General features: G+C 72.3%; 16 protein-coding genes. 9 read left to right on the top strand and 7 right to left on the bottom strand.

Annotation, left to right across the window (positions count from 1 at the left end):
* Positions 1 to 156 precede the first annotated feature (156 nt).
* From ABZ078_RS05610 to ABZ078_RS05635, 6 genes are all read left to right on the top strand, one after another.
* Complete coding sequence (locus ABZ078_RS05610; RefSeq protein ID WP_356572096.1) at positions 157 to 1,164, top strand: iron ABC transporter permease; 1,008 nt, start codon at positions 157 to 159, stop codon at positions 1,162 to 1,164.
* Between the two features lie 43 nt (positions 1,165 to 1,207).
* Entirely contained in the window at positions 1,208 to 2,026 is an 819-nt protein-coding gene (locus tag ABZ078_RS05615) for a heme ABC transporter ATP-binding protein (RefSeq protein ID WP_356571935.1), read from the top strand.
* Between the two features lie 129 nt (positions 2,027 to 2,155).
* Positions 2,156 to 3,313, top strand: coding sequence for an iron uptake system protein EfeO (efeO, locus tag ABZ078_RS05620; RefSeq protein ID WP_356571937.1), 1,158 nt, complete (start codon positions 2,156 to 2,158; stop codon positions 3,311 to 3,313).
* 10 nt (positions 3,314 to 3,323) lie between these two features.
* The gene (gene efeB / locus ABZ078_RS05625; protein WP_356571939.1) at positions 3,324 to 4,580 is read left to right on the top strand and encodes an iron uptake transporter deferrochelatase/peroxidase subunit; all 1,257 of its coding nucleotides are present in this window, start codon (positions 3,324 to 3,326) and stop codon (positions 4,578 to 4,580) included.
* 6 nt (positions 4,581 to 4,586) lie between these two features.
* Complete coding sequence (efeU, locus tag ABZ078_RS05630; protein WP_356571941.1) at positions 4,587 to 5,459, top strand: iron uptake transporter permease EfeU; 873 nt, start codon at positions 4,587 to 4,589, stop codon at positions 5,457 to 5,459.
* Complete coding sequence (locus tag ABZ078_RS05635) at positions 5,419 to 6,411, top strand: hypothetical protein (protein ID WP_356571943.1); 993 nt, start codon at positions 5,419 to 5,421, stop codon at positions 6,409 to 6,411. Before efeU ends, ABZ078_RS05635 begins: the two co-directional genes overlap by 41 nt.
* A 19-nt stretch (positions 6,412 to 6,430) precedes the next feature.
* Here the strand turns inward: ABZ078_RS05635 and ABZ078_RS05640 are convergent, their stop codons facing one another.
* Both ABZ078_RS05640 and ABZ078_RS05645 read right to left on the bottom strand, forming a co-directional pair.
* Positions 6,431 to 7,165, bottom strand: a complete 735-nt coding sequence (locus ABZ078_RS05640) for a bifunctional DNA primase/polymerase (protein WP_356571945.1) — start codon at positions 7,163 to 7,165, stop codon at positions 6,431 to 6,433.
* A gap of 154 nt (positions 7,166 to 7,319) precedes the next feature.
* Positions 7,320 to 7,964 (bottom strand): TetR/AcrR family transcriptional regulator, encoded by a 645-nt coding sequence (locus ABZ078_RS05645; RefSeq protein WP_356571947.1) that lies wholly within the window; start codon positions 7,962 to 7,964, stop codon positions 7,320 to 7,322.
* 114 nt (positions 7,965 to 8,078) lie between these two features.
* On the opposite strand from ABZ078_RS05645, the gene ABZ078_RS05650 reads away from it, so the two are divergent.
* Positions 8,079 to 8,279, top strand: a complete 201-nt coding sequence (locus tag ABZ078_RS05650) for a DUF6243 family protein (RefSeq protein ID WP_356571949.1) — start codon at positions 8,079 to 8,081, stop codon at positions 8,277 to 8,279.
* Here ABZ078_RS05650 and ABZ078_RS05655 read toward each other — a convergent pair.
* From ABZ078_RS05655 to ABZ078_RS05665, 3 genes are all read right to left on the bottom strand, one after another.
* The gene (locus ABZ078_RS05655) at positions 8,276 to 9,274 is read right to left on the bottom strand and encodes a small ribosomal subunit Rsm22 family protein (protein WP_356571951.1); all 999 of its coding nucleotides are present in this window, start codon (positions 9,272 to 9,274) and stop codon (positions 8,276 to 8,278) included. The genes ABZ078_RS05650 and ABZ078_RS05655 overlap by 4 nt on opposite strands.
* A 130-nt stretch (positions 9,275 to 9,404) precedes the next feature.
* A complete protein-coding gene (locus ABZ078_RS05660) occupies positions 9,405 to 10,610 on the bottom strand; it encodes a serine hydrolase domain-containing protein (RefSeq protein WP_356571953.1) in 1,206 nt (401 codons plus the stop codon).
* Complete coding sequence (locus ABZ078_RS05665; protein WP_356571955.1) at positions 10,562 to 11,860, bottom strand: multidrug effflux MFS transporter; 1,299 nt, start codon at positions 11,858 to 11,860, stop codon at positions 10,562 to 10,564. Before ABZ078_RS05665 ends, ABZ078_RS05660 begins: the two co-directional genes overlap by 49 nt.
* 87 nt (positions 11,861 to 11,947) lie before the next feature.
* Here ABZ078_RS05665 and ABZ078_RS05670 point away from each other — a divergent pair, with 87 nt between their 5' ends.
* Entirely contained in the window at positions 11,948 to 12,991 is a 1,044-nt protein-coding gene (locus ABZ078_RS05670; protein ID WP_356572098.1) for a Gfo/Idh/MocA family oxidoreductase, read from the top strand.
* Here the strand turns inward: ABZ078_RS05670 and ABZ078_RS05675 are convergent.
* A complete protein-coding gene (locus ABZ078_RS05675) occupies positions 12,978 to 14,618 on the bottom strand; it encodes an alkaline phosphatase D family protein (RefSeq protein WP_356571957.1) in 1,641 nt (546 codons plus the stop codon). The genes ABZ078_RS05670 and ABZ078_RS05675 overlap by 14 nt on opposite strands.
* A 134-nt stretch (positions 14,619 to 14,752) precedes the next feature.
* Here ABZ078_RS05675 and ABZ078_RS05680 point away from each other — a divergent pair, with 134 nt between their 5' ends.
* Positions 14,753 to 15,517, top strand: a complete 765-nt coding sequence (locus tag ABZ078_RS05680; RefSeq protein ID WP_356571959.1) for an SDR family oxidoreductase — start codon at positions 14,753 to 14,755, stop codon at positions 15,515 to 15,517.
* 268 nt (positions 15,518 to 15,785) lie between these two features.
* Here the strand turns inward: ABZ078_RS05680 and ABZ078_RS05685 are convergent, their stop codons facing one another.
* Positions 15,786 to 16,772: an aldo/keto reductase gene (locus tag ABZ078_RS05685; RefSeq protein ID WP_356571960.1), complete on the bottom strand. Its 987-nt coding sequence runs from the start codon at positions 16,770 to 16,772 to the stop codon at positions 15,786 to 15,788.
* Between the last annotated feature and the right edge of the window lie 28 nt (positions 16,773 to 16,800).

The raw sequence follows: 16,800 nt of genomic DNA on the forward strand, positions 1-16,800 counted from the left end.
CCGCCCGCTAGCGAACTAAGGTAACCCTAACTTAGGCTCCCGCTCAGCTGACACGGGAGTGACCGAGAGGAACGCGTGACCGTACTGGAGAAGTCCGCCCCCGGGACCGCGCCGGACGCCGCCCCGCCGCCGAGACGCCGCACCACCGCCTGGCTCCTGACCGCCGCTCTGGTCGTCGCCCTCATCGTCCTGGTCCCGGTCGCGGCGAGCATCGGCGCCTACCCGGTCCCGGTCGGCGACGTCCTCGCCTCCGTACAGCACCGCGTCGGGCTCGGCGGCTCGCAGCTCGACCGGGTCGCCGAGTCGGTGCTGTGGAACGTCCGCTTCCCCCGCATCGTCCTGGCGCTGCTCGTCGGGGCCTCGCTCGGCTGCGCGGGCGCGCTGATGCAGGGCGTGTTCGGCAATCCGCTCGCCGAGCCCGGCGTCATCGGCGTCTCGTCGGGCGCGGCGGTCGGCGCGGTCGGTGCGATCGCGCTCGGCGTCGACTTCCTAGGCACCTGGACGGTCTCCGTCTTCGCCTTCGTCGCCGGGCTCGCCACCGTGCTGCTCGTGTACGCGATGTCGCGCTCCGGCGGCCGTACGGAAGTGGTGACGCTGATCCTCACCGGTATCGCGGTGAACGCCTTCGGCGGGGCGGTGATCGGGCTGTTCCTGTTCTTCGCGGACACGGCGGCCATCCAGCAGATCACCTTCTGGCAGCTCGGCTCGCTCGCCCAGGCGACCTGGCCGAAGGTGCTGGCGGTGCTGCCGTGCGCGGCGCTCGGGCTGGCGGTCGCGCCGCTGTACGCCCGCCGGCTGGACCTGCTGGCGCTGGGCGAGGGGCCCGCGCGCCATCTGGGCGTGGACGTGGAGCGGCTGCGGATCGTCCTCGTCCTGGTCATCGCGCTGCTGACGGCGGCCGCGGTGAGCGTCTCCGGGATCATCGGCTTCGTCGGCCTGGTCGTCCCGCATCTGCTGCGGATGGCGGCGGGGCCGGGGCACCGCTTCCTGGTCCCGGCCGCTGCCCTGCTCGGCGCGCTGACCCTCCTCGCGGCCGACCTGACGTCCCGCACGATCGCCGCCCCCGCCGAGTTGCCGCTGGGCGTCCTCACCGCCCTCCTGGGCAGCCCGTTCTTCTTCTGGCTGCTGCGCAGGACGCGGCGCCGGCAAGGAGGTTGGGCCTGATCCGCACAACCCCGAGCAACGGCCCACCAACTGGAGACCGCACATGAGACTCCTCCGCCCCCACCCCGCACCCCCACCCCCCGCCACCCCCGGGGACACCCTCGCCGAGGCCGACAACCTCCACGTCCGCCTCGGCCCCCGCACGGTCCTGCACGGCGTGTCCGTCACCGTCCGCGCCGGCGAGGTCCTCGCCCTCGTCGGGCCCAACGGCGCCGGAAAGTCCACCCTGTTGAGCGCGCTGGCCGCCGACCTGCCTGCCGCCGAGGGCGTCGTACGGATCCACGGGCGCCCGGCGACCGACTGGACCGCCCCCGAACTCGCCCTGCGCCGCGCGGTCCTGCCGCAGTCGGCGACGCTCTCCTTCCCCTTCGCGGTGGAGGACGTCGTCCGGATGGGCCGCGCACCCCACGCCTCCTCGCCCGCGGAGGACGACCTCGCCGTGGCCGAGGCGATGGCCGCCACCGAGGTGACCGCCTTCGCCGTACGCCCGTTCTCGGCTCTCAGCGGCGGCGAGCGGGCCCGCGTCGCGCTCGCCCGGGTGCTCGCCCAACGCGCCCCGCTGCTGCTGCTCGACGAACCCACCGCCGCCCTCGACCTCCGGCACCAGGAGCTGGTGCTGCGGCTGTGCCGGGAGCGGGCGCGGGCCGGGGACGCGGTGGTCGTCGTACTCCACGACCTGGGGCTCGCGGCGGCGTACGCGCACCGGGTCGCGGTGCTGCGCGCCGGGCGGGTCGCGGCGGACGGGCCGCCCGCCGAGGTGTTCTGCGAGGGGCTGCTGTCGGAGGTGTACGACCAGCCCGTCGAAGTGCTCCCGCATCCTCGGACGGGAGCGCTCCTGGTGACCCCGCTGCGCAACCTTTGACTCGGCTTTGACTCGGCCATGGGGGCGTTTTTGGCCACTTAGGCGATCCTTAGTGGCGTTAGGTGAGCCTCACCTTCCTGGACTGTGAGGCCCGTCACGCATCCTTTTCGGCCATCTCCTGGAGTCCCCATGCGCGCCGCCAGACGCTCCGTCACCACCGCCATCGCCGCCGTGGCGGCCCTGACCGCCGTCATGGGGTGCACCGAGAAAGGCAGTTCGGCGGGTGGGGACCGGGTCGTCGACGTGACCGCGACGGACGACAAGTGCGAGGTGTCGAAGAAGGAGTTCCCGGCCGGGCACGTCGAACTCGCCATCGAGAACAAGGGCTCCAAGGTCACCGAGGTCTACATCCTCTTCCCGGACGACCGCATCGTCACCGAGCGCGAGAACATAGGCCCCGGCACCAAGCAGACGGTCACCGCCGAGGTGAAGGCGGGCGACTACACCATCGCCTGCAAGCCCGGCATGAAGGGCGACGGTATCCGGCAGAGCGTCAAGGCCACCGGCAAGGGCGCGGCCGCCAAGCGCGACCCGGGCCTGGACAGGGCCGTCGCCGCCTACCGCGAGTACGCGCAGGAGCAGGCCGACGAGACGCTGCCGAAGGCGGAGGCGTTTGCCAAGGCGGTCAAGGACGGCGACATCGAGGCCGCGAAGAAGACCTACGCCCCCTCCCGCATCGGCTGGGAGCGCACCGAGCCGGTCGCGGAGTCCTTCGGCGACATCGACCCGAAGGTCGACGTCCGCGAGGACGGCCTGGAGGCCGGCCAGAACCCGGCCACGGACTGGACCGGCTGGCACCGCCTGGAGAAGGCCCTGTGGCAGGACAAGAAGATCGGCGATCGCGAGAAGGAGCTCGCCGACCTGCTCATCAAGGACCTGAAGGACTGGCGGAAGCGGGTCGGCAAGGCCGAGATCACCCCGACCTCCATGGCCAACGGCGCCAAGGAACTCCTCGACGAGGTCGCCACCGGCAAGGTCACCGGCGAGGAGGAGCGCTACTCGCACACCGACCTGGTCGACTTCAAGGCCAACGTCGAGGGCGCGCAGAAGGCGTACGAGCTGCTGAAGCCGGTCGCCAAGGAGAACGACCCGGCGCTGGTCACCGAACTCGACAAGCAGTTCGGCGCGCTGAACGGGCTGCTGGACAAGTACCGGGCGGACAAGGCGTCGTACGACTTCACCTCGTACGACAAGGTCGGCGACGCCGACCGCAAGGAGCTGTCGGACGGTGTCAACGCCCTCGCGGAGCCGCTGTCCAAGCTCGCCGCCGCCGTCGTCGCGAAGTAGGGGCAGCCCCATGACCGAGACCTCGCGGTCCCCGTCGCGGCGCGCGCTGATCGGCTGGGGCGGTGCCGGGCTCGCGCTCGGCGCCGCCGCGGCCGGCGGTGCGGTGGCGGTGACCCGTACGGGCGACGACGTCGACCCGGCCGGCGCCGACACAGGCGCGGCCGTCGCCTTCCACGGCGACCACCAGGCCGGCATCGCCACCCCGGTGCAGGACCGGCTGCACTTCGCCGCGTTCGACGTGAAGACCGACGACCGTGCCGAGTTCGTGCAGCTGCTGAAGGACTGGACGGCGGCCGCGCGCCGGATGACCGCCGGGCAGGCGGTCGGCGCGGGCGCGTACGGCGGTCTGGCCGAGGCGCCGCCGGACGACACCGGTGAGGCGCTGGGCCTGAAGCCGTCGCGACTGACGCTGACCATCGGTTTTGGACCCTCGCTGTTCGAGAGGTACGGCGAGGCGTTCGGCATCGCGGACGCTCGCCCCGAAGCCCTCGTCGAGCTGCCGAAGTTCGCCGGCGACAACCTCGACCGCGACCGCAGCGGCGGCGACCTGTGCGTCCAGGCGTGCGCGGACGATCCGCAGGTCGCCGTGCACGCGATCCGCAACCTGGCCCGCATCGGCATGGGCAAGGTCGTCATCCGCTGGTCCCAGCTCGGCTTCGGGAAGACCTCGTCCACGACCCCCGAGGAGCAGACCCCGCGCAACCTCATGGGTTTCAAGGACGGCACCCGCAACATCGCGGGAACGGAGACGGACCGGCTGAAGAAGTTCGTGTGGGTCGGCGAGAAGGACGGTCCCGACTGGATGACCGGCGGCTCCTACCTCGTCGCCCGCCGCATCCGGATGCACATCGAGACCTGGGACCGCACCTCGCTCCAGGAGCAGGAGGACATCTTCGGCCGCGACAAGGGCGAGGGCGCCCCGGTCGGCAAGGCCAAGGAGCGCGACGAGCCGTTCCTGAAGGCGATGAAGCCCGACGCGCACGTCCGGCTCGCGCACCCCGACTCCAACGACGGCGCGACGATCCTGCGCCGCGGCTACTCGTTCACCGACGGCACGGACGGCCTGGGCCGCCTGGACGCGGGGCTGTTCTTCCTCGCCTACCAGCGCGACCCGCGCACCGGGTTCATCAGGATCCAGCGCAACCTGGCCCTGGACTCGCTCAACGAGTACATCCAGCACGTGGGTTCGGCACTCTTCGCCATCCCGCCCGGCGTCCGCGACAAGGACGACTGGTGGGGCAGCACGCTGTTCGCCAAGGAGGCGTGAGGACCGATGTTCTCCAACTACCTGATCGGCCTGCGCGAGGGGCTGGAGGCGAGCCTCGTCGTCTGCATCCTCATCGCCTACCTGGTCAAGACGGGCCGCCGGGACGCGCTCCAGCCCATCTGGATCGGCATCGGCGTCGCCGTCGCCCTCGCGCTCGGCTTCGGCTGCGCACTCGAATTCGGTTCGCAGGAGCTGACGTTCGAGGCGCAGGAGGCGCTCGGCGGCTCCCTGTCGGTCCTCGCGGTGGGCCTGGTGACCCTGATGGTGTTCTGGATGCGGCGCACCGCCCGGCACCTGAAGGCGGAGCTGCACGGCAAGCTGGACGCGGCCCTCCAGATGGGCACGGGCGCGCTGGTCGCGACCGCGTTCCTGGCGGTGGGCCGGGAGGGCCTGGAGACAGCCCTGTTCGTGTGGGCGTCGGTGCGCGCGGCCGGTGACGGCAGCCCGCGCCCGCTGATCGGCGTCGCCCTCGGCATCGCCACGGCGATCGTCCTGGGCTGGCTGTTCTACCGCGGCGCCCTGCGCATCAACCTGGCCAGGTTCTTCACCTGGACCGGCGGCATGCTGGTCGTCGTGGCGGCGGGCGTGCTGGCGTACGGCTTCCACGACCTGCAGGAGGCGCGCTGGCTGCCGGGCCTGAGCGACCGTGCCTTCGACATCAGCGACACCGTCGATCCGTCGAGTTGGTACGGCACTTTGCTGAAGGGCGTCTTCAACTTCCAGCCCGACCCGACCGTCCTCCAGGTCACGGTGTGGCTGCTGTACCTGATCCCGACGCTCGCGCTGTTCCTCGCCCCGGTAGGGTTCGCCTCCGGGAAGGGGAAGGTGAAGGTACCTGATGAGCAGGGATCGCGGCCCTCGAAGGCTCCGCAGGCTTGACCGGAGCGCACTGATAGCGGCCTCCGTGACCGCTTTGTCGTTGACGGCGAGCGGATGCGTGGTGGTCCACGGGGAGAGGGAGATCCTCCCCTCGGCCACCAGGGCGGAGGCCGCCAAGGCGCTCGAACAGTTCACTACCGCGTACAACGAGGCGGACAAGGCATACGACAGCTCCCTGGACGCCGACCACGTCACCGGCGCCCTGGGCGACATCGACGCGGCGCGGCTGAAGGCCGGCAAGGCGATCAGCCCGGCGGGCAACGCGGCGCACTCCCCGCTGAAGCTGTCGGACGCCAAGTTCACGATCCCGAAGAAGGCGGGCTGGCCGCGCTGGTTCGTGGCCGACGCGGCCGGCAACAAGTTCGGCAGCGCGCGCTGGATCTTCGTGTTCACCCGCAACGGCCTGGACGAGCCGTGGCAGGCGGCGTATCTGACGCTGGTGGCCCCCGGCGACGTACCGAAGTTCAAGACGGACAAGGACGGCTGGGCCGAGGCCGTTCCCGCGAACTCGACCGAACTGGCCCTGCCGCCCGGGGACCTGAGCAAGGCCTACGCGACCTACCTCAAGGACGGCGGGGACGTCTTCGCGCCCGGTCGCCACACCAGCAAGTGGCGTGCCGACCGGGAGAAGGACGCCAAACGGCCGGGTCTGGTCAGCCAGTTCATCGACGAGCCGCTGACGGACGGCGACTACGCGCCGCTGGCCCTGCGCACCACGGACGGCGGCGCGCTGGTGTTCTTCACCACGCGCTACTACGAAAAGCGGACGGCGTATGCGGGCACGTCCGTCCCCTCGCCGGGCAAGGCCGTGGAGGCCCTGACGGAGGGCGAGATCAAGCAGTCGCTGACGCTGGAGTTCGTCTCCAGCGAGGTGGCCCTGGACCCGAAGGGCTCCGGAAAGGTGGAGGTCATCGGCCGGACCCAGGGGCTCACATCGGCGAAGGGCGAGTAGCGCCGCCCGGTGCGGCGGCTCAGTGGCGGCGCAGGGGCCAGGCCGTGGAGACGTGGTCGGGCTCCTCGCCGACATGGCGTGAGCAGGCGTCGGTGAGGACCTCCAGCAAGCTCAGCGGGTCGGGCAGCGGGTGCTCCGGTCCGCGCACCCAGTGCACGGTCTGGTCCTCACCGGGCAGGTGCGCGGGCGGTACGAGGACGTAGGACCCGCGGCAGTGCCAGCGCAGTCCCGGGTGCTCGTCCATGGTCTCGGGGTGGCAGTCCAGCTCGCAGGGCCACCACTCGTCCTCGTCCTCGGGGGTGCCGCGGGTGAGGGTGAAGAAGAGCAGGCGGCCGTCGTCGCTCTCGGCGACCGGTCCCACGTCGATGCCGGCGCCGAGCAGCCGCTCCAGCGCCTCGCGGCCGGCCTCGATCGGCACGTCGAGGACGTCGTGGACCATGCCGGTGGCGGTGATGAAGTTGGCCTGCGGCTGATGGCGGGCCCAGCGCTCGATCTGGGCGCGGTCGGTGGTGGACTGCGTCTGCCAGGCGAAGGACACCGGGTGCCGGGCGGGCGTGGGGCAGCCCACGCGATCGCAGGAACACCGGTAGCCGGCCGGGTGCGCGGCGGGCGCGAGGGGCAGTCCCGCCTCGGCGGCCGCCAGCAGCAGGGCTTCGCGGCCACCGTCGCCGGCGGCCTCCTTGGGGCGGCGTCCGCGCAGCCACTGGGAGAGTTTGCCCTGCAGTCCGGTCCGGCCGCCCAACTCCGCGCTCATCTATCCCCTCGCCTCGCTGTCGTGCGGAACAGCATGCCCTATGGTCCCATCATCGTGCGCTCCGGGGGGTCGTAGTGGACAACCCGGCCAGGTGGGGCGAGGCGTACACAGCACCTGAATCAGGGGTGATCGGCCGCTTTGGCGATTTACGCCCCTACCGTGTGCGGGGTGCGAGGCCGTGCAGGGCGTAGTCGACGAGGGTGTCGGTGTACTCGTACGAGATCGGGCCCGTGTACTGGAGCCAGCGCTGGGCGAGGGGCGAGACGAAGAGTTCGAGCGCGATGCGCGGGTCGATGTCGGGGCGCACCTGTCCGGCCTCCTGCGCGGCGCGCAGCCGGTCGACGTAGAGCTGGAGCGAGGGTTCGAGGAGCTTGGCCACGTACTCCCGGCCGAGTTGCTCGTTGACCAGGCCCTCGGCGGCGAGGGCGCGGGACGGGGCGGCGAAGCGGGGGTCCTTCAGCTGGTCGACGGTGACACGCAGGACGGCCTTCAGATCGGCCGCGAGGTCTCCGGTGTCCGGGATGACGTACGGCTCCTGCCCGGCTTCCTGCGCGGCCTGCTCCCCGAGGTCGAGGAACGCCTCCATCAGCACCTCACCCTTCGAGGGCCACCACCGGTAGATCGTCTGCTTGCCGACGCCGGCGCGGGCGGCGATGCCCTCGATCGTGGTCCTGGGGTAGCCGACCTCGGCGACGAGGTCGAGGGCGGCGTCGTAGATGGCGCGGCGGGACCTCTCGCTGCGGCGGGTGGCGTTCGGTTCGGGCTGGGCGGATGTCCGCACGGATTTCTGGGCTGCCATGCGTCGAATTTATCAGGTTGACAAGACGCAGCGTCTCGCCGGATCCTGAGAGGGTGATTCGGCGAGACGATACGTCTCGTTACTTCGATCCTCGTCTCGTGAAAGGAGCCCACCATGGCCCGCAGCGGAGCCGGAAACATGCTCGGAGTCGGCGGCACCCGCCGGCACCTCGGCCGCAAGGAGCTGCGCGGCGGTGGCCGCAACGGCCGGATCGGCGGCGGCACCGACCCGCAGGCGCAGAAGAAGGAGCTGCTGCGCAAGCTCCAGGAGAAACGGCAGGGCGACGGCCCCGAAGGCCGGCCGCCCCGCCCCTAGGGTTCCTGGTCCTCGGCCGGGGGCCAGGCGTCGCCCCAGTCCGCGTCTCGGGCCGTTCTGTAGAGGGCGCCGTGGCGTTTGGTGACCGTCGTGCGGCGCAGGGAAGGTTCTGTCTCGCACAGGTCGAGCAGTACCTGGCCCTTGCGGATCTGGGGCTTGCGGACGACGCGGGCGGGGGCCGGGCTGACCGGGAGGCGGGTGGCGGCGACGTAGCTGAACTTCTCGTCCTCGTAGGCGAGGGAGCCGCCCTTGATCTGGCGGTGCAGGGAGGAACGGCTGACCCGGGCCGCGAAGTGGCACCAGTCCGTGCCGGGGGCGATGGGGCAGGCGGCGCTGTGCGGGCAGGGGGCGGCGACCTGGAAACCGGCGGCGACGAGGTGGTCCCGGGCCTCGATGACGCGGGTGTAGCCGTCGGGGGTGCCGGGTTCGACGATCACGACGGCCCGGGCGGCGTCCGTGACGGTGTCGAGGAGGGCGGCGCGGTCCGGGGCGGTGAGCTCGTTGAGGACGTAGGAGACGGTGACGAGGTCGGCGGGGTCCAGGGTGAGCGCCGAGCCGATCCGGGCTCGCCGCCAACGGGCGTTGCGCAGGGCCGGGTTGGCGGCGGCGATGTCGCGGCCGATCGCCAGGGCGGGCTCGGCCCAGTCCAGCACGGTGACGCCGCGCTCGCCGGGCCATGTCGCGGTGACGGCCCAGGTCGCGGCGCCGGTCCCGCCGCCGACGTCGATGTGGCTGGCGGGCGACCACCGCGGTACGGCCGCCGCGAATGCCTTCAGCGCCGCCCGTACCGCCTCGAAGGTCGCGGGCATCCGGTACGCGGCGTAGGCGGCGACGTCGGCGCGGTCGCGGAGGATCGGGGTGTCGGTGGGGGTGGCCCCGCGGTAGGTGGCGATCAGCCGGTCGACGGCCTGCGCGGCCTGGCGGGGCGGGAGGCCGTCGAGGAGGGTGGCGAGGCTGCCGCGGAGGGCGTCCGCCGGGGATGCGGGGGCGTTCACCCGGCGATTCTATTTCGCCCCCGCCGCCCCTACCCGTCCCGTCCCCCAGGGGCGCTGCCCCTTCGACCCCGCCCCCTGAGGGCCTGCGGCCCCCAGACCCCCGACTCTCGGCCGTGAACGGGCCTCGTCCTCAAACGCCCCCAGAGGGGGCACCCCCGGACGGGCTGAGATACACCGCCCTCGCCAGACGAGTCGCCGCCCTCGCCCTCGGCCTGCTGTCCGGTGGCCGGCGTCGTGGGTGCACCGTGTTCGCCAGCAGCACCAGAAAGGTGTCCGTCACCGGGTCCACCACCAGCGACGTCCCCGTGAACCCGGTGTGCCCGACCGCTCCCCGCCCCGCCAGCTCGCCCATGAACCACGGCTGGTCGACCGCGAAGCCCAGCCCCGGCGGGGTCAGCAGCAGCTCCACGAAGTCCGGGCCGAGGATGCGGGCGGGGCCGTACGCGCCGCCGGAGAGGAGGGCGCGGCAGAAGACCGCGAGGTCGCGGGCCGTGGAGAACAGGCCCGCGTGGCCCGCCACCCCGCCCAGCGCCCACGCGTTCTCGTCGTGGACGACGCCCCGCAGCATCCCCCGGTCCGCCTTGGCCCACGGGCGGCGCTGGTCCTCCGTCGCCGCCGCGCCGGGGCAGGGGCCGAAGCGGGTCGCCGTCATGCCCAGGGGGCGGGTGATGCCGTCGTGGATCAGTACGTCGAGGGTGCCGCCCGTGAGGCGTTCCAGCACGTGTTGCAGGAGCAGGAGGTTCAGGTCGGAGTAGCAGTACGTGCCGGGCACCCCGACCGGTGCTTGCGCGCGCAGCATCTCCAGGCGCTCGGCGTCGTCGGCGCAGTCGTACAGCGGGAGTTCGGGGCGCAGCCCGGAGGTGTGGGTGAGCAGCTGCCGTACGGTGATGTCGTGCCGTGCGGCGGCGCGGAAGTCCGGCAGGTACGCCCCGACCCGCGCGTCGATGCCGAGGGTGCCGCGCTCGATCTGCTGCACCGCGGCGACCGCTGTGAACAGCTTGGTGAGGGAGGCCAGGTCGACGGGGGTGTCCGTGGTCATCGGGACCTGCGCCTCGGGCGGCAGTTCCACCCCGGCGTCCTTCTGCTCGTCGTAGGCGGCGTACCGCACCGCCCAGCCCGCCGCCTCCTCCGCGGCGATGTACGGGCCCCGCCCGACGACCAGCGCCACGCCGGCCGCCCAGGGGGCGGGGCCGGTGGTGAGGTCGTGCACCTCGCGGACGAGGTGACGGATCTCCTCGGGGTCGAGTCCCGCCCGTTCCGGCGTGTCCTCGCGCAGTCTCGGCGCGCTCAGCTCTCTGCTCCCTCCGCACTCGCACGTCCGTTCCAGGGACGGCACATTCCCATGAAGCAGGCCAGCGCCACCAGTGCCGCGGCCAGTTGGACGACGGCCATCGGGACAGCGGTGTCCTCGCCCGCGACGCCCACGAGGGGCGAGGCGATGGCGCCGATGAGGAAGGAGGACGTACCGAGGAGCGCGGACGCGGAGCCGGCGGCGTGCTTGGTGCGCAGCAGCGCCAGAGCCTGGGTGTTGGGGAGGGTGACGCCCATCGCGGACATCAGGACGAACAGCGCGGCGGCCACCGGTGCCAGTCCCACCTCGCCGAAGACGCCCAGGGACATCAGCAGCAGCGCCGTCGCCGCCAGGATCACCGTCGCCAGGCCGACGCCCAGCACCCGGTCCAGGCTGACCCGGCCCACCAGCACCTTGCCGTTGATCTGGCCGACGACCACCAGCCCGATGGAGTTGAGCCCGAACAGCAGGCTGAAGGTCTGCGGCGAGGCCCCGTAGATCTCCTGGATCACGAAGGGCGAGGCCGCTATGTACGCGAACAGCGCCGCGAAGGCGAACCCGCCGGCCAGCGTGTACCCGGTGAAGGCGCGGTCGGCGAGCAGAGCGCGCATGGCGCGCAGGGCCTCGCCGACCCCGCCCCGGTGCCGGTCGGCCGCGGGCAGTGTCTCGGGCAGCTTCCCCCACACGAGCCCGGCGAGCAGCACGCCGACGACCGTGAGCACGACGAACACGCCCCGCCAGTCCGTCACCCGCAGGATCTGGCCGCCGATGAGCGGGGCCACGATCGGGGCGGCCCCCGAGATCAGCATGAGGGTCGAGAAGAAGCGGGCCATGGCCACGCCGTCGTACAGATCGCGGACGACCGCCCGCGCGATCACGATCGCGGACGCGCCCGCGAGGCCCTGCGCCAGCCGGAAGGCGACCAGGGACTCGACGGTGGGCGCCAGCGCGCAGAGCACGGTGGCGAGGACGTAGACCACGAGGCCCGCGAGCAGCGGGCGCCGTCGGCCCCACCGGTCGCTCATCGGGCCGACCACCAGCTGTCCGAGCGCCATGCCGGCCAGGCAGGCGGTGAGGGTGAGCTGGACGGTCGCGGCGGGGGCGTGCAGGGACCCGGTGACCTCCGGGAGGGCGGGGAGGTACATGTCCATCGCCAGCGGGGGCGTGGCGGTCAGGCCGCCGAGGACGAGGGTGACCAGCAGGCCGGTGGCGCGCGGTGAGCGGGTGGGCGGGTGCGATGTGGTCGGTACGGCTGTCTGCGGCACGTGCGGTGCCGGCCCCCCACGGTGGGCCATGCGCCCCTCCCTCTCCGAGTGATCCGCCCTCTATGCTCTCAGCTCGTACTGGGTGCCGAAGGTCACATGAGCGAGGGGCGGGCCGCGATGGCGGAGCAGAGTGTGCGGTGGGGGATCCTGGCGACCGGAGGGATCGCCGCGGCGTTCACGGCCGACCTGGTGGATCTACCGGACGCCGAGGTGGTGGCGGTGGCCTCGCGGACCCAGGCTGCGGCGGACGCGTTCGCGGACCGGTTCGGGATACCGCGGGCGTACGGCGACTGGCGGGCGCTCGCCGAGGACGGCGACATCGATGTCGTCTACGTCGCCACCCCGCACTCGGCGCACCGCGCGGCCGCCGGGCTCTGTCTGGAGGCGGGGCGCAACGTGCTGTGCGAGAAGGCGTTCACGCTGAACGCGCGCGAGGCCGGGGAACTGGTCGCGCTGGCCAGGGCGCGCGGCAGCTTCCTGATGGAAGCGATGTGGATGTACTGCAACCCGCTGGTCCGGCGCCTGAAGGCCCTGGTGGACGACGGGGCGATCGGTGAGGTGCGCCATGTGCAGGCCGACTTCGGGCTGGCCGGTCCCTTCCCGCCCGCGCACCGCCTGCGCGACCCGGCACAGGGTGGGGGCGCGCTGCTGGACCTCGGCGTGTACCCGGTCTCCTTCGCCCAGTTGCTGCTCGGGGAGCCGTCGGACGTGGCGGCGCGCGCGACGCTGTCCGCGGAGGGCGTCGACCTGCAGACGGGCGCCCTGCTCTCCTGGGACGGCGGCGCCCTCGCCTCGGTGCACTGCTCCATCGTCGGCGGTACGGCGACCTCGGCGTCCGTCACCGGCTCCCAGGGCCGTATCGACGTGCCGCACGGCTTCTTCTTCCCGGACCGCTTCGTCCTGCACCGCGACGGCCGTGACCCCGAGGAGTTCACGGCCGACCCGGCCGACGGGCCCCGCAACAGCCTGCGGCACGAGGCCACCGAGGTGATGCGAGCCCTGCGCGCCGGCGAGACGGAGTCTCCGCTGGTCCCGCTGGACGGCACGCTCGCCGTGATGCGGACGCTCGACGCGATCCGGGACCGCGTCGGCGTCCGCTACCCGGGCGAGGCCCCCGACGGCGATGTCACCGACGAGGCGCCCGAGCTCACACCTGCTTGAGTCCCGGCTCCCCCGCCTCCGTCACGAAGGACGCGGCCGTCGTGACCGGTGCCCCGGGCCTGGTCACGTACGGCACCGTCTTGAAGTCGGCCCGTGCCTGCTCCTCCCCCAGCGCGACGGTCACGTAGCCGCGCCGTCCGTTGTAGAACTTCAGGTGCGGGTTGGCCTTCATGTACGTGTCCCAGTTGGCGGGCTTGTCGACACCGTCCCGGCCGCTCGCGATCGACGGGGCCACGATCTCCGTGCCGAGCGTGTCGGATTCCGGGTCGTCGAAGTCGTCCTTGATGTCGAAGCCGTAGCCGACGTGGACGTCACCGGTGAGCACCACCAGGTTCGCGATCCCGGCGTTCTTGGCCCCGTCGAGGACCCGGCGGCGGGAGGCGCGGTAGCCGTCCCAGGCGTCCATCGACACCCGGGAGGGCGCGGTGAGGTCGAACTTCCGCTGGGAGAAGGTGACCTGCTGCGGTACGACGTTCCACAGCGCCGCCGAGTCGCGCCATCCGTCGAGCAGCCACCGCTCCTGTGTCGCACCGGTCATCGTGCGCGCCGGGTCGTCGATGTCCGGACCGGGGATCTGGGCGCCGTCGCCGTACGCCTGGTTGGAGCGGTACTGCCGGGTGTCGAGCACGTCGAACTGGGCGAGCCGGCCCCAGTGCAGGCGCCGGTAGAGCCGCATGTCGGGGCCGGTGGGCCGCTGGGGGCCGCGCAGCGGCTGGTTCTCCCAGTAGGCGCGGTAGGCGGAGGCGCGGCGCAGCAGGAACTCCTGAGGCGGGACGCTGTTCTCGGGGGTGTCGTCGGCGTAGTTGTTCTCGGTCTCGTGGTCGTCCCAGGTGACGACGAAGGGGTGGGCGGCGTGGGCGGCCCGGAGGTCGGGGTCGCTCTTGTAGAGGGCGTAGCGCAGGCGGTAGTCCTCCAGGGTGGTCGTCTCGCGGTTGAAGTGCGCGGGCAGCGTGCGGTCGGTGTAGTTGCGGTAGCCGCCGACGGAGTTGACCGCGTACTCGTACAGGTAGTCGCCGAGGTGGAAGACGACGTCGACGTCGTCGGCGGCGAGATGCCGGTACGGCGTGTAGTAGCCGTCGGTGTACGCCTGGCAGGAGACGGCGGCGAGGGTGAGGGAGCCGATCTCGCTCGTGGTGAGCGGCGCGGTGCGGGTGCGGCCCGTCTCGCTGATCCAGGTGCCGGTGCGGAAGCGGTAGTAGTAGACGCGGTCCGCGTCGAGCTGGTCGACCTCGACGTGGACGGTGTGGTGGAACTCGGGGTGCGCGGTGGCGGTGCCGCGTCTGGCGATCCGGGTGAACCGCTCGTCGTGTGCCAGCTCCCAGTGGACGGTGACGCGTTCGGCGGGCAGTCCGCCGTCCGGCTGGTACGGGGCGGGGGCGAGGCGGGTCCACAGGACCACGGAGCCGGGCAGCGGGTCGCCGGAGGCGACGCCGAGGGTGAAGGGGTTGTCGTCGATCCGGCGGGCGTCGAGTTCGGCGGCGCTCGCCGTGCCCGCGGCCGGCAGGTGCACGGCGAAGGCGAGCGCGGCGGCGGCGCCGGTGAGGGTCAGGAAGTGGCGGCGGGCGATGTGCCGTGCGGCGGCACGCAGTTCGGGGGCGTGCTGGGGCAGCTGTGGTGTGATGGTCATCCGGTCCTCCCCTGCCTGATGGATGCATGAGGCATTGGAGGGGCCGGGGACGACACTCGCTTGGCGCGTACACAACACCCGGATGGCGGACGGATGAGTTTCGAATGGCGGACCCTCACGTACGCTGCGGGACCATGAACGACAGGCGAACGGACACGAGGATCGCCGTGGTGACCGGCGCGGGCTCCGGCATCGGCCGCGCGGTCGCCGTGGAGCTGCTGCGCGCGGGCTGGTCGGTGGCGCTGGCGGGGCGGCGGGTCGGGACACTGGAGGAGACGGCGGGGCTGGTGCCCGGCGGCGCCGCGCTCGCCGTACGGACGGACGTGTCACGGCAGGAGGACGTGGCCGCGCTGTTCGCGGCCACCGTGGAGCGGTTCGGGCGGGTGGACCTGCTGTTCAACAACGCGGGGACGTTCGGGCCGGGCGGGGTGCCGGTCGAGGAGCTGTCGTACGACGCCTGGCGGCATGTGGTGGACACCAACCTCAACGGGGCGTTCCTGTGCGCGCAGGCGGCGTACCGGCAGATGAAGGAGCAGGACCCGCAGGGCGGCCGGATCATCAACAACGGCTCGATCTCGGCGCACACGCCCCGCCCGCACTCGGTGGCCTACACGGCGACCAAGCACGCGCTGACCGGCCTGACCAAGTCGCTGTCGCTGGACGGGCGGCGCTACGACATCGCCGTCGGGCAGATCGACATCGGCAACGCGGCGACCGACATGACCGCCCGGATGCAGACGGGCGCCCTCCAGGCCGACGGCTCGGTGGTGCCCGAGCCCGTGATGGACGTGGCCGACGTGGCGCGGACCGTGCGGCACATGGCGGAGCTCCCGCTGGAGGCGAACGTGCAGTTCGCGACCGTGCTGGCGACGGCGATGCCGTACGTGGGACGCGGCTGAGGTCTCCGCGCCCTCTCACCGCACGCCGGCGCCCTCCACAACCTCCACAAGCGGAGTTTGATATTCCGGTCCATCGACGCCGGTGAGCGACTTATGCTCAAGTACTCGCACACCAGAGCTTCACAAGTGGGGCACAAAGCTTCCGCAAGCCACTCCGAGGGGGGAGGCGGCAGCCGTTCCATGGACCGGGTGGGGGTGGACCTCGTGTGGGACCGCGAGGTACGCACCGGCGCGTGGAACGGCTGCCGCACAGCCCGTACGGCGCTGCTCAGCGGCCGAGGATCCGCTCCACCTCGGACATCTGCCCGGCGGTGAGCGGCCCCTTCGCCGACGCGCCCGCGTTCTCCTCCGCCTGGGCGACGGAACGGAACCCCGGGATCGGCACGGCGTGCGGGCTGCGCGCCCACAGCCAGGCGAGGGAGCCCTGGGCGAGCGTCCGGCCGTCGCTGGTGAGGACGTCCTTCAACGCCTCGACGCGCGCGACCCACTCCGGATCCGCGCCGGATCCGCCCTCGAAGCCCTCCAGCCACCGCGGCGGCCTGCTGCGGATGTCCCCCGCCTCCAGGGCCTGTCCGGTCTCGCGCTTCCCACTCAGCAGGCCCATCGCGAGCGGGCTGCGGTTGATGCCGGCCAGCCCCAGTTCCTCGCACAGCGCGAACATCTCCGGCGCGTCCTGGAGCACATTGGCCCGGTGCTGTACGGCCGCACAGTGCTCCCCTCGCGCGAACACGGCGGCGCGGGACGGGTCGTCGGTGCTCCACGCGTAGGCGCGGATCAGCCCCTCGCTCACGAACTTTTCGCAGACATCGCGCAGTTCGGCGGCGCGCTCGGGGTCGGCGTCGGACAGGTGCAGCTGGTAGAGGTCGACGTAATCGGTGTCCAGGCGCCTGAGCGAGGCGGTCAGCGCGCGCCGGGCGTACCGCGGGGAGTCGTCGGCGCCGGTGAGGGTGCGGGTCTCCTCGTCGAAGACGTTGCCCCACTTGGTGGCGACGACGACATCGGCGCGGCGCTTGCCGAGGGCGCGGCCGAGGACGCGTTCGCTGTGGCCGGCGCCGTAGGTGTCGGCGGTGTCGAAGAAGGTGACGCCCAGGTCGAGAGCGCGCCGGATCGCCCGTACGGACTCCTCGTCGTCGACCTTGCCCCAGCCGAGCGGCTGCCCGTCGGCGGACTGCCACTCGCCTCCGATCGCCCAGCAGCCGAAGCCCAGCGCGCTGACCTCGATGCCGGTCCGTCCCAAAGTCCTCTTCGTATCCATGGCCAGGACACTAGGAGTTGGAGCGCAC

This window comes from Streptomyces sp. NPDC006385 (genome assembly GCF_040612485.1).
In the GTDB taxonomy this organism is placed as follows: domain Bacteria; phylum Actinomycetota; class Actinomycetes; order Streptomycetales; family Streptomycetaceae; genus Streptomyces.

What these genes read in the sequence shown, in the direction of transcription:
- ABZ078_RS05615 (WP_356571935.1), top strand. Translation starts at nt 1,208, where the DNA reads ATGAGACTCCTCCGCCCCCACCCCGCACCCCCACCCCCCGCCACCCCC.
- efeO (WP_356571937.1), top strand. Translation starts at nt 2,156, where the DNA reads ATGCGCGCCGCCAGACGCTCCGTCACCACCGCCATCGCCGCCGTGGCG.
- efeB (WP_356571939.1), top strand. Translation starts at nt 3,324, where the DNA reads ATGACCGAGACCTCGCGGTCCCCGTCGCGGCGCGCGCTGATCGGCTGG.
- efeU (WP_356571941.1), top strand. Translation starts at nt 4,587, where the DNA reads ATGTTCTCCAACTACCTGATCGGCCTGCGCGAGGGGCTGGAGGCGAGC.
- ABZ078_RS05635 (WP_356571943.1), top strand. Translation starts at nt 5,419, where the DNA reads ATGAGCAGGGATCGCGGCCCTCGAAGGCTCCGCAGGCTTGACCGGAGC.
- ABZ078_RS05640 (WP_356571945.1), bottom strand. Translation starts at nt 7,165, where the DNA reads ATGAGCGCGGAGTTGGGCGGCCGGACCGGACTGCAGGGCAAACTCTCC.
- ABZ078_RS05645 (WP_356571947.1), bottom strand. Translation starts at nt 7,964, where the DNA reads ATGGCAGCCCAGAAATCCGTGCGGACATCCGCCCAGCCCGAACCGAAC.
- ABZ078_RS05650 (WP_356571949.1), top strand. Translation starts at nt 8,079, where the DNA reads ATGGCCCGCAGCGGAGCCGGAAACATGCTCGGAGTCGGCGGCACCCGC.
- ABZ078_RS05665 (WP_356571955.1), bottom strand. Translation starts at nt 11,860, where the DNA reads ATGGCCCACCGTGGGGGGCCGGCACCGCACGTGCCGCAGACAGCCGTA.
- ABZ078_RS05670 (WP_356572098.1), top strand. Translation starts at nt 11,948, where the DNA reads ATGGCGGAGCAGAGTGTGCGGTGGGGGATCCTGGCGACCGGAGGGATC.
- ABZ078_RS05675 (WP_356571957.1), bottom strand. Translation starts at nt 14,618, where the DNA reads ATGACCATCACACCACAGCTGCCCCAGCACGCCCCCGAACTGCGTGCC.
- ABZ078_RS05680 (WP_356571959.1), top strand. Translation starts at nt 14,753, where the DNA reads ATGAACGACAGGCGAACGGACACGAGGATCGCCGTGGTGACCGGCGCG.
- ABZ078_RS05685 (WP_356571960.1), bottom strand. Translation starts at nt 16,772, where the DNA reads ATGGATACGAAGAGGACTTTGGGACGGACCGGCATCGAGGTCAGCGCG.